The 15,131-nt window shown below is 45.2% G+C and carries 12 protein-coding genes and 1 pseudogene; 4 read left to right on the top strand and 9 right to left on the bottom strand.

Features of this window, described 5'->3' with window-relative positions; translation table 11 throughout:
• Positions 1-37: 37 nt before the first annotated feature.
• A complete protein-coding gene (gene argB, locus R8O11_RS22090) occupies positions 38-829 on the bottom strand; it encodes an acetylglutamate kinase (protein ID WP_005381333.1) in 792 nt (263 codons plus the stop codon).
• Between the two features lie 21 nt (positions 830-850).
• Complete coding sequence (gene argC / locus R8O11_RS22085) at positions 851-1,855, bottom strand: N-acetyl-gamma-glutamyl-phosphate reductase (protein WP_262635211.1); 1,005 nt, start codon at positions 1,853-1,855, stop codon at positions 851-853.
• A 144-nt stretch (positions 1,856-1,999) separates the two neighbouring features.
• Between argC and argE the strand changes: the two genes are divergently transcribed.
• From argE to R8O11_RS22070, 3 genes are all read left to right on the top strand, one after another.
• On the top strand, positions 2,000-3,136 hold the full coding sequence (gene argE / locus R8O11_RS22080; RefSeq protein ID WP_086047070.1) for an acetylornithine deacetylase: 1,137 nt from the start codon (positions 2,000-2,002) through the stop codon (positions 3,134-3,136).
• A 272-nt stretch (positions 3,137-3,408) separates the two neighbouring features.
• Complete coding sequence (ppc, locus tag R8O11_RS22075; protein ID WP_005381336.1) at positions 3,409-6,042, top strand: phosphoenolpyruvate carboxylase; 2,634 nt, start codon at positions 3,409-3,411, stop codon at positions 6,040-6,042.
• A 425-nt stretch (positions 6,043-6,467) separates the two neighbouring features.
• Positions 6,468-7,007 (top strand): PadR family transcriptional regulator, encoded by a 540-nt coding sequence (locus tag R8O11_RS22070; RefSeq protein ID WP_005382791.1) that lies wholly within the window; start codon positions 6,468-6,470, stop codon positions 7,005-7,007.
• Between the two features lie 70 nt (positions 7,008-7,077).
• On the opposite strand, the gene metF is transcribed toward R8O11_RS22070, so the two are convergent.
• The 3 genes from metF to R8O11_RS22055 all read right to left on the bottom strand — a co-directional run bounded on the left by metF (position 7,078) and on the right by R8O11_RS22055 (position 11,827).
• The gene (gene metF / locus R8O11_RS22065) at positions 7,078-7,980 is read right to left on the bottom strand and encodes a methylenetetrahydrofolate reductase (protein ID WP_005381345.1); all 903 of its coding nucleotides are present in this window, start codon (positions 7,978-7,980) and stop codon (positions 7,078-7,080) included.
• Positions 7,981-8,242: 262 nt separating this feature from the next.
• Complete coding sequence (locus R8O11_RS22060) at positions 8,243-10,651, bottom strand: bifunctional aspartate kinase/homoserine dehydrogenase II (protein WP_062730817.1); 2,409 nt, start codon at positions 10,649-10,651, stop codon at positions 8,243-8,245.
• 15 nt (positions 10,652-10,666) lie between these two features.
• Positions 10,667-11,827 carry an O-succinylhomoserine (thiol)-lyase gene (locus tag R8O11_RS22055; protein WP_062730816.1) on the bottom strand — a complete coding sequence of 387 codons (1,161 nt, stop codon included), beginning with the start codon at positions 11,825-11,827 and terminating at the stop codon, positions 10,667-10,669.
• Positions 11,828-12,052: 225 nt separating this feature from the next.
• Here R8O11_RS22055 and metJ point away from each other — a divergent pair, with 225 nt between their 5' ends.
• Positions 12,053-12,373, top strand: a complete 321-nt coding sequence (metJ, locus tag R8O11_RS22050) for a met regulon transcriptional regulator MetJ (RefSeq protein WP_005381353.1) — start codon at positions 12,053-12,055, stop codon at positions 12,371-12,373.
• Positions 12,374-12,486: 113 nt separating this feature from the next.
• Here the strand turns inward: metJ and R8O11_RS22045 are convergent, their stop codons facing one another.
• The 4 genes and pseudogenes from R8O11_RS22045 to R8O11_RS22030 all read right to left on the bottom strand — a co-directional run.
• On the bottom strand, positions 12,487-13,764 hold the full coding sequence (locus R8O11_RS22045) for a malic enzyme-like NAD(P)-binding protein (RefSeq protein ID WP_005381358.1): 1,278 nt from the start codon (positions 13,762-13,764) through the stop codon (positions 12,487-12,489).
• 206 nt (positions 13,765-13,970) lie between these two features.
• The gene (gene bfr, locus R8O11_RS22040) at positions 13,971-14,447 is read right to left on the bottom strand and encodes a bacterioferritin (RefSeq protein WP_005381359.1); all 477 of its coding nucleotides are present in this window, start codon (positions 14,445-14,447) and stop codon (positions 13,971-13,973) included.
• 93 nt (positions 14,448-14,540) lie between these two features.
• The gene (locus R8O11_RS22035; RefSeq protein ID WP_005381360.1) at positions 14,541-14,729 is read right to left on the bottom strand and encodes a (2Fe-2S)-binding protein; all 189 of its coding nucleotides are present in this window, start codon (positions 14,727-14,729) and stop codon (positions 14,541-14,543) included.
• Positions 14,730-15,060: 331 nt separating this feature from the next.
• Positions 15,061-15,131, bottom strand: a pseudogene (locus tag R8O11_RS22030) (elongation factor Tu); the annotation flags it as partial.

Below are 15,131 nucleotides of genomic sequence, written 5' to 3'. Positions count from 1 at the left end.
ACTACGACTTCCTAATATTGAATTCTTTTGCTGATGCTTATTGAGGCAAGAATTGAGTACCAATACTTTCACCAGCGAATAACTGTGCTAATTTTTCTGGGTAACGCCAGGTCGCGACTTCAATTGGACGGCCAAGATCATTGGCGGCCTCCAAAGCGGCTTTAACTTTGACGATCATGCCATCGGTGATCACATGTCCATCGATCAACGAGTTAGCTTGCTGCTCTGACAGGGTTTTGATCAAATGGCCTTTTCCATCTAATACACCACTCACGTCTGATAACAGGACTAACTCCGCATCTAATGCGCCCGCAACCGCGACTGCTGCTTGATCAGCATTCACATTCATCATCTGGCCATCTTTGGTTAAACCAATTGAACTGATGATCGGCAGTGCACCTGTGTTTAGCACCGCTTGTAATAGTGCTGAGTCACCCGGTGATGCTTTGCCTACCGCGCCGAGTTCTGGGTCAAGTTCTTCAACAAGACACAAACCACCATCCGCAAGGCTAAGGCCCACAGCGTTAAGACCGTCCGCAATCGCTTGACCTTGAAGTAACTTATTCGCAGTGCCTGCAAGCGCGCCTGCAATCACAGGAATTTGATCGTAAGGCGTTACGCGTAAACCGTTTTTCTTAACGGTTTCAAGCTGAAGCTTTGCCATCAACTCATCAACTAGGTAGCCACCGCCATGAACGATGGCGATTTGTCGCTGTGCCGATTTTTGGTAAGCCGCAATGGCACCAAACAGTTGGCTTAAGGTTTGAGTGCATGATAGAGCTGCACCACCTAGCTTAATGACTAAAGGAGCTTGATTGGTTTGCGTCATCGCATTTCCCTCTTTCAACGACTACAGCAACGCTGTCAGTTCTGGGTAACCGTAATGAATATTGAGACATTGCATCGCTTGACTCGATGCACCTTTAAGTAGGTTGTCGATAGCTGAAATCACAATGATGTGTTCGCCTTGTACCTTCCAGCCGATATCACAGAAAGGGGTATTTTCGACATCCTGAATACGTGGAATACCGTCGCCTTTAAGACGCACCGCAGGCTTGCCTTGATAAGCTTGTTCAAACGCCTGTGCCACTTGTGCTTCTGTCACACCTTGCGCAAGCTTCATGGTGATAGTGGCAAGAATGCCGCGTTTAAAGTTGCCGAGGTGCGGAGTAAAAATCACATCGCAACCCAAGTGCTGAGCAATCTCTGGCTGGTGACGATGGTTAAATACACCATAGGGTTGCAAGCTGACTTCACAGAAGCTGTTAACCATGGAGGCTTTACGCCCTGCACCTGATACACCACTGGTTGCGTTGATCACTGGCCATTGGGTGGTATCGAGCAACGCATGTTCTAATAAAGGTTTGATTGCAAGCTGTGAAGCGGTTGGGTAGCAACCTGCTACTGCAATCAAAGGAGTGGTTTTTATTGATTCTTGGTTCCACTCTGCTAAGCCGTATGCTGCTTTATCTAGCCAGTTGTTATGTTGATGTGCGAAGCCATAAAAAGTGTCGTAAAAGCCTTCACTTTTCACACGGAATGCACCCGATAAATCGAATACCTGACAGCCTGTCTCCAAGAAAGTTGGGGCTAAATCATGGCTGACTTCGTGAGCCGTTGCCAAAAACACCACGTCCGATTCTTGAGCGATTTGCAGTGGATCCGTTAGTGGTAAAACTGGCATATCAATGATGCCCGCTAGCTTACCGTGTAGCTGCGCGATGCTCTTTCCCGCATCAACACTGTTGGCGGAAACGTATAAACCTGATAGCGTGAGTTGTGGGTGTTTATTAACCATTAACGCTAACTCTGCACCGGTGTAACCGCTGGCTCCAATAATCGTGGTTTTTAGCATTGTGTGACATCCATATACTTAAAGGCTCAAATGACTATTCATATTTAATTTTTGCTTTATTTTGATTTTTTATTCATTAAATATGATTTAATATGTGTTTTACATTTTTGTGGTCTGTCTGTCAACAGGAGATTTGAAGAATCCATGCAATTACCAACTTTTCTAGAGGTCTATGAAGGACTCATCAGCACCTCTTCTATCAGCTCCACGGATCCGAGCTGGGATCAGGGCAATACAAAAGTCATCGAAAAACTCGCATCTTGGTTTAAAGATCTGGGTTTTAGCGTTGAAGTGATCGAAGTCGAGCCAGGCAAGCACAATATGATCGCACGTATGGGAGAGGGAGAAGGTGGCCTTTTACTTGCTGGCCATAGTGATACCGTGCCATTCGATCAAGGGCGATGGAATTTTGATCCGCATAAACTGACGGAAAAAGACAACCGCTTCTACGGTTTAGGCACAGCAGACATGAAAGGCTTTTTCGCCTTTATTTATGAAGCAGTGAAGAAAGTCGATTGGAGCAAGCAGAGCAAACCACTTTACGTATTAGCCACTTGTGACGAAGAGACCACCATGTTGGGCGCGCGACATTTCACAGCAAACGCCCCATTTAAGCCGGATTACTGCATCATTGGTGAACCCACCAGCCTTGTACCAATTCGAGGTCATAAAGGGCATGTGGCAAATGCCATTCGCGTAACAGGCAAGTCCGGTCACTCATCGGACCCAGCGCTTGGCGTTAACGCTATTGAGATCATGCATGAAGTCATGTTCGCCATGATGCAACTGCGTGACAAATTGATTAAAGAATATCACCATCCGGGTTTTGCCATTCCAAGCCCAACCCTAAATCTTGGACACATTCACGGTGGTGACAGCGCTAACCGTATTTGTGGTTGCTGCGAACTGCATTACGACGTGCGTCCTCTTCCCGGCATTAGCCTTGATGGTTTAGAGAACATGTTGCGCGGAGCATTAAAAGAAGTCGAAGCGAAATGGCCTGGGAGACTGGAGATTATTCCATTGCATGAGCCTATTCCGGGTTACGAATGCCAACATGACCACCCATTTATTGGTGGTGTTGAAGAGATCTGCCAAACCAGTTCAGAAACCGTGAACTACTGTACTGAAGCACCATTTCTACAACAGTTGTGTCCAACCTTGGTGCTCGGCCCTGGGTCAATCGACCAAGCCCATCAACCGGATGAGTTTCTATCCTTCGACTTTATCGACCCCACAATTGATGTGCTTTCAAAGGCAATGGTCAAGTACTGCTGTTAATACGCGTTTAAGCTCGAAAGTCTGTGCAGCTCGATTGAGCTGCATCTTTTTATCTTCACAATTCAGCGCTAGTCTTAACACTTATTTAACTTGTTATTTTGTAATTAATTTTCACTTCTTACTCTATGGCTGCCGTAAATTTGCTCTAAATCAGGAGACAGCGGAATAATTGCAAACTTAGTCTGCTTTATTTGACTATAACTGGTGCTTTTCGCTAGATTGGAGTCTTAACAAGGACAATGGATGTAGTTTTTTTACGAGGCAGGACGACAATGAACGAGAAATACGCCGCACTCAAAAGTAATGTGCGCATGTTAGGCCACTTATTGGGTAACACCATTCGCGATGCCCATGGCGAAGAAATCTTCGAGAAAGTGGAAACCATTCGTAAATTATCCAAATCAGCTCAAGCAGGGAATCAAGCAGACAGGGACAGCTTGATCGAAGAAATCAAACATCTACCTGATGAGCAGCTAACGCCCGTTACTCGCGCGTTTAACCAATTTCTAAACCTCACCAATATCGCTGAGCAATACCACACGATTTCACGCCATTGTGAAGAGCACATTTGTGAACCAGACGCGATTAACTCGCTGTTTTCTAAACTGGTACAAAACGATGTGAGCAAACTGGACACTGCCCAAGCGGTTCGTGATCTAAATATTGAATTGGTATTGACGGCTCACCCAACAGAAATTACGCGCCGTACGATGATCAACAAACTGGTCAAGATAAACGAGTGCTTATCAAAGTTGGAGCTAAGCGATCTTTCTTCTAAAGAGCGCAGAAAAACCGAACGCCGCCTAGAGCAACTGATTGCCCAAGGCTGGCATTCAGACGTGATTCGACAACAACGCCCTACTCCGTTGGATGAAGCAAAGTGGGGCTTTGCGGTCGTTGAAAACTCGCTATGGGAAGCAGTACCTGACTTCCTACGTGAGATGAATGACCGTCTAAAATCTTACCTTGGAGAAGGTTTACCCATTGATGCTCGCCCAGTGCACTTCTCCTCTTGGATGGGCGGTGACCGTGACGGTAACCCGTTTGTTACTCACAACGTTACGCGTGAAGTCTTACTATTGTCTCGTTGGAAAGCCGCCGATCTTTATCTCAATGACATCAACGAGTTGATCAGCGAGCTGTCTATGACAGTTTCAAACGATCAAGTCCGTGAGCTTGCTGGCGAAGATCAGCACGAACCATACCGTGCGATCCTGAAGCAATTACGCACTCTGCTCAATGAAACCAAAGATATTCTCGATGCTAAGATCCACGGTCAAAAACTGGCCGTTAAAGCACCACTGCAAAAAGTCGAGCAACTTTGGGAACCGTTGTATGCCTGCTACCAGTCACTAAACGAATGTGGCATGGGTGTAATAGCCAACGGCTCACTACTGGATACACTACGCCGCGTAAAAGCATTTGGTATCCATCTTGTACGTCTTGATATCCGCCAGGAGAGCACGCGTCACTCAGACGTCTTGTCTGAACTGACTCGCTACTTAGGTATTGGTGATTACGAACAATGGAGTGAGCAAGATAAGATTGCTTTTCTAACTAACGAGCTGGCATCTAAACGTCCGCTTCTCCCTCGTGATTGGGAACCGTCTGAACCCGTCAAAGAGGTTTTGGATACCTGCAAGATTGTTGCAGCACAACCGCGTGAAGCGTTTGGCGCTTACGTTATTTCAATGGCACGTACCGCCTCTGACGTACTAGCCGTTCATCTACTGCTACAAGAAGCTGGTTGCCCTTACCGCATGGATGTGTGTCCTCTGTTCGAAACGCTAGACGATTTGAACAACGCGGAATCGGTCATCAAGCAGCTTATGGGGATTGACCTTTACCGTGGTTTTATCCAAAACCACCAGATGGTCATGATTGGTTACTCTGACTCAGCGAAAGATGCAGGTGTTATGTCTGCAGGTTGGGCTCAGTATCATGCGATGGAATCGTTAGTTAAAGTGGCTGAAGAAGAAGGCGTTGAGCTAACTCTATTCCATGGTCGTGGGGGCACAGTCGGTCGCGGTGGCGCACCTGCGCATGCTGCGCTTTTGTCGCAACCACCAAAAAGCTTGAAAGGCGGTTTACGTGTAACAGAGCAAGGCGAAATGATCCGCTTTAAACTGGGACTCCCAGATGTCGCAGTAAACAGCTTTAACCTATATGCAAGTGCGATTCTGGAAGCCAACTTGTTACCGCCACCGGAGCCAAAACAAGAATGGCGCGACTTGATGGAAGTGCTATCAGAAGTAAGCTGTGAGTCTTACCGAAATGTGGTTCGTGGCGAGCCAGATTTCGTGCCTTACTTCCGCCAAGCAACACCAGAACTCGAACTCGGCAAGTTGCCACTTGGTTCTCGTCCTGCAAAACGCAACCCTAAGGGCGGAGTAGAAAGCTTACGTGCAATCCCGTGGATCTTCTCATGGAGTCAAAACCGTTTGGTACTTCCTGCATGGCTAGGCGCAGGTGAAGCGATTCAATACTCGATCGATAAAGGCCACCAAGCATTGCTCGAAGAGATGTGCCGCGAATGGCCATTTTTCTCAACTCGTCTCGGCATGCTGGAAATGGTGTACTCGAAGTGTAATATTGATATCTCTCGCTACTACGATGAGCGATTGGTGGATGAGTCGCTCCGTCCACTCGGTGAAAAGCTTCGTGCTCAGCTTCAAGAAGACATCAAAGCGGTACTGAATGTAGAGAACAATGAAAACTTGATGCAGCATGACCCTTGGGGACTCGAGTCTATTCGCTTACGCAATATCTACGTTGAGCCATTGAATATGCTACAAGCAGAGCTGCTATACCGCACGCGTCAAACCGAAGAAGCTTCTGCAAACTTGGAAGAAGCGTTGATGGTGACGATTGCTGGTATTGCTGCAGGTATGCGCAACACAGGCTAATCGTTTCATTTTTAATAGAAAGCTGGGCAAATGCTCAGCTTTTTTTTATCACAGGATAATCGCACCAAAACAAAGACAGTTAAATATACCACTAGAGACCCAAAAAATACCAAAACAAAAGAATAAAAAACCACAAGTTAACACTATTGATTATTATGTTAGTTTTTTAGGGTAATTTTGTCCTACTATTCCACTTCATGCTTATTATTTATATACTACTTGCCTGCTGAGAGCTCATAAATCCAATCATACCTGCTCCAGCCTTGATGGGACTCCCCATCTCTCTAGGTGATAAACGGCTTTAAGGTGACAGGACCAACATTGTTGGTGCTACTTATACATTAAAAAACTCAAGTGCCAGTAAGAGCGCAGCTGAAAGTATAAGTAGCTTGTTTACAAGTTTATTGACCATTTGGATTGAAGACATGTCATTACCACACGTAATCTTAACTGTTCTTAGCACTCGCGACGCAACCGGTTACGATATCACTAAAGAATTCTCTGCTAGCATCGGTTACTTCTGGAAAGCAAGCCACCAACAGGTGTACCGTGAACTCAACAAAATGGCTGAGAAAGAACTGGTTACTTGCGTATTAGAACCCCAAGAAGGCAAACCAGACCGCAAGGTTTACTCCATTACAGACGCTGGTCGCAGCGCTTTAGGAGAGTGGTTTGATCAACCAACTGCACACCCAACAGTTCGTGATGAGTTTTCAGCGAAATTGATGGCATGTGCCGTTCAACCTGCAGCTCCATTCCGTGACCAACTCGCCGAGCTAGTTGAAGAGTCTCGCAAACTGGTTTCTCACTACAAAGAAATTGAAGCGGCTTACTACGCAACGCCGTCAACTTTAGATAAACAAGCTCGCCTAGAACGTCTAACGCTTCGCCGTAACCTTCTGTTACGTGAAACTTGGATCACTTGGGCAGAAGAAGTTCTAACTGAACTTGAAGTGATTGGTTAAACTCCTTTTGCTTTGATAAAACGAAAAAGGCTTGCCACTTGGCAAGCCTTTTATCTTTTTGAAACCAGATTTACGCACCGACTACTGCGCGAGGACGAACACCCAACGTATGGCATAACGCGTAAGTCATCTCTGCACGGTTTAGTGTGTAGAAGTGAAAGTCCTTAACCCCTTCACGACTCAGTACACGCACCATATCAATAGCTTGGCTAGCTCCTACAAGCTGGCGAGTCACCGGATCATCATCCAAACCATCGAATTGTTTGCTCATCCATCCTGGTACTTTCACGTTGTTCTGTGCCGCAAAGCGAGACGCTTGCTTAAAGTTCGATACAGGCAAAATTCCTGGCACAATTTCTACGTCAATTCCTGCTGCGACACAACGGTCACGGAATCGCAGGTAAGACTCAACGTCAAAAAAGAACTGAGTAATAGCACGGTTTGCACCTGCATCTACCTTACGTTTTAGGTTCAATAAGTCAGACTGTGCGCTTTTAGCTTCAGGGTGAACCTCAGGGAATGCAGCAACGGAGATATCGAAATCGTGGCGTGATTTCAGCAGCTCAACCAAATCCGAGGCATACATATCAGGCGCACCGCCACCTGGAGGAATATCACCACGCAGAGCGACGATATTTTCAATACCATTGTTCCAATAATCATCGGCAATATTAATCAACTCTTCACGAGTCGCATCAATACAAGTGAGATGGGGAGCGGCAACCAATCCGGTTGTTGCTTTAATTTCTTTAATGATGGAGTGTGTTCTGTCACGCTCGCCGGAGTTCGCACCGTAAGTCACAGAAACAAATTTAGGTTGAAGCGTTTTAAGACGGTGCACTGAATTCCAAAGTGTTTCTTCCATCTTAGCGCTGCTTGGCGGAAAAAACTCAAACGATACATTGATGTTATCTGATAACTCAGCAATATTCTGGTTCAAGGCGTCGATATGGCCTGCGTGCGTATATCCCATCTTACTCTCCCTGCGGCACTCCGCCACGAAAACAAATCCTTAAAATCGACGTTTAGACGTCTATATGTCTACAGAATGTATTGAATACGATTTAATGTCAACCTTGTAATTATGAATTTTTCTCAAGTTAATAATGAAGATAGTTCAAGTTTCTACTTGAGCATCATCTCACCATTTTGCACGGGTTATGACTTCAGTATGGCACTGATAGGGGAATAAAAAACCCTGGATTAATTCCAGGGTTTTTAGGTCAATCGCAACTTTAAAATAAACCAGCCAATCGGTTGAGGTCGGATTGAATAGCGCCGGCTGTCACTTCTCTGCCAGCGCCTGGTCCTCGAATGACCAAAGGGTTATCTTTGTACCACTTGCTCTCTATGGCAAAAATGTTATCGCATGGCAATAAGTTGGCGAGCGCGTGCTCACGAGATAACGCTTCGACTCCCACCGTTGCTTTACCATTTTTTTCTAAACGCGCCACATAGCGAAGCACTTGATCGTTTCTCTGTGCTTTTGTCAGACGCTCTTGAAGTATTTCACTCAACAACGCTCCATTATCGAAGAAATCATCTAAGCTCAGTTCTCTTAATTCTTCTGGCACCAAAGACTCAACTTTAACGCTGTCTGGTTCTATATCTAGGCCCGATTCTCGAGCCAAGATGACTAACTTACGCATTACATCGGAGCCATCTAAATCAGAACGAGGGTCAGGTTCGGTTAACCCTTGCTGCCAAGCAAGATCGACTAAATCATTAAATGGCACAGAACCATCAAACTGTTGGAACAGCCATGATAACGTCCCCGAGAAAATACCCGATAGAGCGACGATTTCATCCCCACTTTCACGAAGATCTCGCACGGTATGGTTTATCGGTAACCCAGCACCAACCGTTGCGTTGTATAGCCAATGACGACCAATTTTAGCGAATGCATCTTGAACCTGATGGTAGTACTGGCTATCTGCGGAACCGGCCACTTTGTTAGCGGAAATCAAATGAATGCCTTGCTGTGCGATTTCTACGTAGCGCTGAGCCAACTCTTTACTCGCGGTAACATCAAGCACGACTGCTTCATCATAGCTTTTAAGCGCTCCCAAACGTGCCAGCCAATCCCCATTGTTTGCTATGCTTTCATCATCAAATCGTTCAGCAACACTCGCCGCCTCAATACCTTGCTCATCGAACCAATAGGTTTGGCTATCCACAACCGCGACAAGATCAAAGCTCATACCATGACGTTTTTCGAGCTCACTTTTTTGCGTAGCAAATAAATTTAGCCAACTAGAACCAATATTACCCTTGCCACATAAAGCCACTGCCACGCGTTTTTGCGCTTGGAACAACTGGCTATGAATCGTTTGAACCAACGCCTCGGTATCAGTACGGCGCAAAACAGCGACTAGGCTCAGCCCTGAGTCTGTTTCAGAGATAAATTCTACCGGAGAGTGCTTTAGCTTCTGATAAAAGCCAAAGCAATGATTGGCGTTTTTCGTAACGCCTGCACCTACCGCAGCTAAGAGCGAGTAACCTTCTTTTAGCTTAATTTCAGCCTCTACCGCAAGCTCTTGCAAGTGTTTCAATGCACCACCGGCGATTTCTGCGGTGTAAGCCAAGCGTAGCGTGTGCTGATCGGATTGAGCTTCAAATGCCAGTGGCTCTAATTGCGCGCGCTGCAACGCTTGTAATACATCACTCTGTGTTTTTTCGAAGTCGTGCCCATGCATGAAAGACAACTGCACCAATAAAACATCATCCAGTGAAGTAATAATTTTAGCGCCACGACCAGATGCCAATACACGCTCAATACGAGTAGAACCCGACTCTGGCAGATAGCTACACTTGAGATTAAGGTCCATGGTACTTTGCGCCACAGGCTGAAGCGTACGACTGTGTAGCACTGGGGCAGCTAAGCGAGCAAGTTCACTGGCTTCATCCAATCGAAGTAACGGTAATAAACAAGCGTCAGACACCAAACGTGGATCGGCACTATAAACACCAGCAACATCACTCCAAATCGTGACAGTACTGACTTCAGCAAGCGCGCCTATGACCGTTGCAGAATAGTCAGAGCCGTTACGACCAAGTAGAATGGTTTCTCCTGCCTCGTTCTGAGCCATAAAGCCAGTAATTACCACACGTTTATGGTTATGCTGCGCGAGGACCTCTTTAATTAAAGGGTATGAACGAGCGCGATCAACCTCTGGTTGAGTTCCCGCTTCTGCACGTAAAAACGCTCGTGCATCTTGTGCAACCGCAGGGATAGAACGTTGAGATAATAACGCGGCCAATAGGCGAGCAGACCATACTTCTCCGTGCCCCAGTACCGCGGCTTTTTGCGCATTAGTGAGTGGTGCAGTCAGCTCCGAGAGAGTACTGAACTCATCATGTAATAAAGCTAACAGCTCTTCTTTTGCTTCACTCTCCAACAAGCTTTCTATTAGCTCAGTTTGGAACTGTCTCAAGCTTTGAAGCGCTTCATGCGCAATTCGGCCATCTTTATTTAACCCTTCCAAAAACTCAATCAAGCGGTTAGTGGTTTTTCCTGCAGCAGAGACGACCACCAGATCATTTTCTGTCGAATACTCCTTGAGAATACCCACAACGCGTAAGTAGCATTCTGGGTTTGCTAAGCTACTGCCACCAAACTTATGCAGCTGACGTTGTACAGTCATTGTTATTGTCTCCTATTACTGGGTAGCTTTAGCGAACGCTTGTTCTAAATCTGTGATGAGGTCTTGTGCATCTTCCAAACCGACAGACAAACGCAATAGTTGATGAGAGACCCCAGCCTCCGCCAGTGCCTCCTCACCCATTGCACGGTGCGTCATGGATGCTGGGTGGCAAATCAAACTTTCTACACCACCTAATGACTCTGCTAATGAAAACAGTTGGAGCTCTTTCACAAACACCTTTAACTGTTCAAACGAACCAGCAAACTCAAAACTCAACATAGAGCCAAAGCCCGTTTGCTGCTTTTTAGCGATGTCATGACCTGGATGTTCCGGCAGGCTTGGATGATAGATAGTTTTAACTAACACTTGTTTCTGTAGGTAAGCCAGTACCTGCTGTGAGCTCTCTTCATGTACTCGCATACGAGCACCAAGCGTACGAATACCTCGCAGCGTCATGTAACTATCGAAAGGTGTGCCCGTTGCACCAATACAATTGCCCCACCATGCAAGCTCTTCTGCATGCGCTTCTGTGTTGGTGATGATTACCCCACCAATTACGTCCGAATGACCGTTGATGTACTTTGTTGTGGAGTGGATAACAAAATCCGCACCTAGCTCTAAAGGTTTTTGGTACACGGGTGTCAAAAAGGTATTGTCCACCGCAACTAACGCGCCGATTTGTTTCGCTTTTTCACAAGTAGCTGCAATATCCACTACGCGAACCAGAGGGTTTGACGGAGTTTCTAGCAAAATGAGTTTTGGTTTTTGTGCCAATGCAGCATCTAAAGCCTGTTCGTCTGATTGATCGACAAACTGAACCTTAAAATCGCCTTTGTTAGCTCGGGTATTAAAAAGACGATAGGTACCACCATAACAATCGTGAGGAGCAATAATGAGATCATCTGGGCCGAGAAAAGCGGAAACCCATAAATTTAATGCCGACGTACCACAGTTAGTAACAACCGCTCCTTTTCCAGACTCGAGTTCAGATAGCGCACTTTCCAACAGTCCGCGGTTTGGATTACCAGATCGTGTGTAATCATACTTGGGCACTTCACCAAAAGCAGGAAAACCATAGTTAGTGGAAAGATAAATAGGTGGAACGACAGCATGATATTGGCTGTCTGATTCAATACCAGTGCGTACTGCAATGGTCGCAGGTTTGCGAGTGCTCATGGGTGTATCCTTTCACGGGTAATGACTTCTAAATAGGAATGCGCTATATCTAATGAGTAACATAAAGTGATCAACACGCTTCCTTTGCTGTTATGTTCACTTTACTCGTCAAAAAATGAGACGTCAACACTTCTAGACGTCTATATGTCTTTGCTTATGGCGGTAAATGCAGCTAAAATCAGCACCTAAATTATTTTTAACCGATTACATAAATGAAGGTGTGCAATGGCTGACTGGAATGGCGAATACATTAGCCCATATGCAGAGCACGGCAAAAAAAGCGAACAAGTAAAAAAAATTACCGTCTCTATCCCGCTAAAAGTTTTAAAGGTGCTAACTGATGAGCGTACTCGCCGTCAGATCAATAACTTACGCCATGCAACCAATAGCGAATTGCTATGCGAGGCATTTTTGCACGCGTACACAGGTCAGCCACTTCCGACAGATGAAGACCTTCGTAAAGACCGTCCTGATGATATTCCAACAGAAGTAAAAGCGCTGATGACGGAAATGGGCATCGAATTTGAGTCATTCGACGAAGAATAAAAAAGCCTGATAAGAGGTTTCAGGTAATAACTCTTGCCTCGAGCCAAATGAATGACATAAAAAATGGGACGCAATAGCGTCCCATTTTTTATGTATCACATCTGAAAGATATATTACTCTGCCATGTAGTTTTCAGGCATCTCGATACGAGCTACACCTGAATTAACCGCCGCCTGAGCGACCGCTTTTGCAACACGTGGTAGCAAACGTGAATCCATTGGTTTTGGAATAATATAGTCCGCACCAAACTCTAGCTTATCAACACCTGCAGCCTTCAATACGGCTTCAGGTACAGGCTCTTTTGCTAGCTCACGAATCGCCTCAACGGCTGCAAGTTTCATTTCATCATTGATTTCACTTGCACGCACATCAAGAGCACCGCGGAAAATGAATGGGAAACACAATACGTTGTTAACTTGGTTAGGATAATCACTACGGCCAGTACCCATGATCAAGTCATCACGAACTGCGTGAGCAAGTTCCGGCTTGATTTCAGGATCCGGGTTAGAACATGCGAATACGATTGGCTTATCTGCCATCAACTTCAACGCTTCCGCTGGCAATAGGTTTGGACCAGATACACCTAGGAACAGATCTGCACCTTCAATCACGTCTTCTAGTGTGCGCTTATCTGTATTGTTCGCAAATAGCTGCTTATATTCATTAAGATCATCACGACGAGTGTGAATCACACCTTTGCGATCTAGCATGTAGATTTTTTCGCGCATTGCGCCGCATTTGATCAGAAGCTCCATACACGCTACAGCGGCAGCGCCAGCGCCAAGACAAACAATTGTTGAATCTTCAAGTTTCTTACCTTGAAGTTCGATTGCATTCAGCATACCCGCTGCCGTTACAATAGCAGTACCATGTTGATCATCGTGGAATACTGGTACATCACAACGTTCAATCAGACGCTTTTCAATCTCAAAACAGTCTGGTGCTTTAATATCTTCAAGGTTGATACCGCCAAAAGTGTCTGCAATGCTCGCAACAGTATCAACAAATTCATCGATCGTGCGGTGCTTAACTTCAATATCAATAGAGTCAAGACCTGCAAAACGCTTAAACAGTAACGCTTTACCTTCCATCACTGGCTTAGATGCAAGTGGACCTAGGTTACCTAGACCTAGAATAGCGGTACCGTTAGAAATAACAGCAACCATGTTCCCTTTTGCAGTGTACTTGTACACGTTATCCGGGTTTTGTGCGATTTCACGCACTGGCTCTGCAACACCAGGGCTATATGCAAGGGCAAGATCACCCGCCGTTTCCGCAGGCTTTGTCAGTTCGACAGCAATCTTTCCTGGAGTTGGATAAGCATGGTAATCCAATGCTTTTTGGCGATGTTCTTCTTCTGGAGTGGCTGCTTGGTGGTTGTCTTCAGACATGGACGTTTCTCTTTTTTATTTTTAGGTAAGGGGGCATAAATTCTATCGGATAGAAATCAAACTTCATAGGCAAGATTGCGAGCAATATCCTTAAAAAGCCGATAATAAAAGAGATTAGACCAGATAACGGGGTTAAGCACCCGATTTTCGAGTCAGGTGCTCTTTCTTCTTACTATTATTGGAGTATGCAAACTTAGAAAGTATCGTTACTCTTCGTCCACGTATTGCGCTTGGAGATAATTCTCAATACCAGACATTTCAATCAAGCCAAGTTGCGTCTCTAGCCAATCAACATGTTCTTCTTCATCTTCAAGAATATCTTGGAAGAGATCTCGAGACACATAATCTCGAATGTCTTCAGCGTAGGCAATCGCATCTTTTAAATCTGGAATAGCCGCCATTTCAAGCTTTAAGTCACACTCGAGCATTTCCTTGGTATCTTCACCAATCATCAACTTACCTAAATCTTGTAGGTTCGGTAGGCCTTCAAGGAACAAAATACGCTCAATTAGATGATCGGCATGCTTCATCTCATCGATAGATTCGTGATATTCCTTGTCTGCTAGGTGCTTTAAGCCCCAGTCTTTATACATTCGGGCGTGAAGAAAATACTGATTAATAGCGACGAGCTCGTTACCGAGCACTTTATTGAGATGTTGAATGATGATTGGATCGCCTTTCATGACAAAACCCTCCTCTTTGGCTTCATTTAAATGTAGAAGCAAATGAGAAGGTGTCAAAATGTAAGGCAAATAATTACTGCATACTTACAGCAATTAGCTGGCTTGTTTAAATTCCGTGTAACTAGTTTCCGCTAAAATTTCCTTGGCCTGTCTGATGCACTTACCACATTGGCTGCCCAATGCCGTGCACTTTTTGATTCCTTTAATATCTGTTACGCCTTCATCTATCGCCAACTTCCTAATTTTTTTGTCGGAGACACCATGGCAAAGACAAACGTACATACTCAAAAAACCTATAAAACTAATCTGTGACAAACAATATAAACAAGAATAGTTCTTGTTACCAGTCGCATTATGGTGTCCGCTCAGAATATTTGGTTATAACGATTTTACCGCTGCAGGAAAAGATCAAAGGGTTAAGAGGGGTGAGTAAAAGCGTTAAGAAACAAAGCCGGTAAAACTCTGTTTTTAAATCGAAAAAGTGACGTCTTTTATTTCAACACTTATAACTAAATGTAATCTAGAAATGAAAAAGGGAAGCCTAAGCTTCCCTTTTCGATGCGCTTTCTTCAAAAAGAAGAACAGTGCAAGATTTCGTTTAATTCGTTATGAATTAGTCGAAGATCTTAGCAACAACACCAGCACCTACTGTACGGCCACCTTCACGGATCGCGAAACGTAGAC

The organism is Vibrio sp. 1288, from assembly GCF_033344475.1.
The sequence above is the reverse complement of the archived record's forward strand: the minus strand, read 5'-3'. Positions and strand labels throughout refer to the sequence as shown.

Bases quoted from the DNA above. Each gene is read 5' to 3' on its own strand.
- argB (WP_005381333.1), bottom strand. From the start codon at position 829: ATGACGCAAACCAATCAAGCTCCTTTAGTCATTAAGCTAGGTGGTGCA.
- argC (WP_262635211.1), bottom strand. From the start codon at position 1,855: ATGCTAAAAACCACGATTATTGGAGCCAGCGGTTACACCGGTGCAGAG.
- argE (WP_086047070.1), top strand. From the start codon at position 2,000: ATGCAATTACCAACTTTTCTAGAGGTCTATGAAGGACTCATCAGCACC.
- ppc (WP_005381336.1), top strand. From the start codon at position 3,409: ATGAACGAGAAATACGCCGCACTCAAAAGTAATGTGCGCATGTTAGGC.
- R8O11_RS22070 (WP_005382791.1), top strand. From the start codon at position 6,468: ATGTCATTACCACACGTAATCTTAACTGTTCTTAGCACTCGCGACGCA.
- metF (WP_005381345.1), bottom strand. From the start codon at position 7,980: ATGGGATATACGCACGCAGGCCATATCGACGCCTTGAACCAGAATATT.
- R8O11_RS22060 (WP_062730817.1), bottom strand. From the start codon at position 10,651: ATGACTGTACAACGTCAGCTGCATAAGTTTGGTGGCAGTAGCTTAGCA.
- R8O11_RS22055 (WP_062730816.1), bottom strand. From the start codon at position 11,827: ATGAGCACTCGCAAACCTGCGACCATTGCAGTACGCACTGGTATTGAA.
- metJ (WP_005381353.1), top strand. From the start codon at position 12,053: ATGGCTGACTGGAATGGCGAATACATTAGCCCATATGCAGAGCACGGC.
- R8O11_RS22045 (WP_005381358.1), bottom strand. From the start codon at position 13,764: ATGTCTGAAGACAACCACCAAGCAGCCACTCCAGAAGAAGAACATCGC.
- bfr (WP_005381359.1), bottom strand. From the start codon at position 14,447: ATGAAAGGCGATCCAATCATCATTCAACATCTCAATAAAGTGCTCGGT.
- R8O11_RS22035 (WP_005381360.1), bottom strand. From the start codon at position 14,729: ATGTACGTTTGTCTTTGCCATGGTGTCTCCGACAAAAAAATTAGGAAG.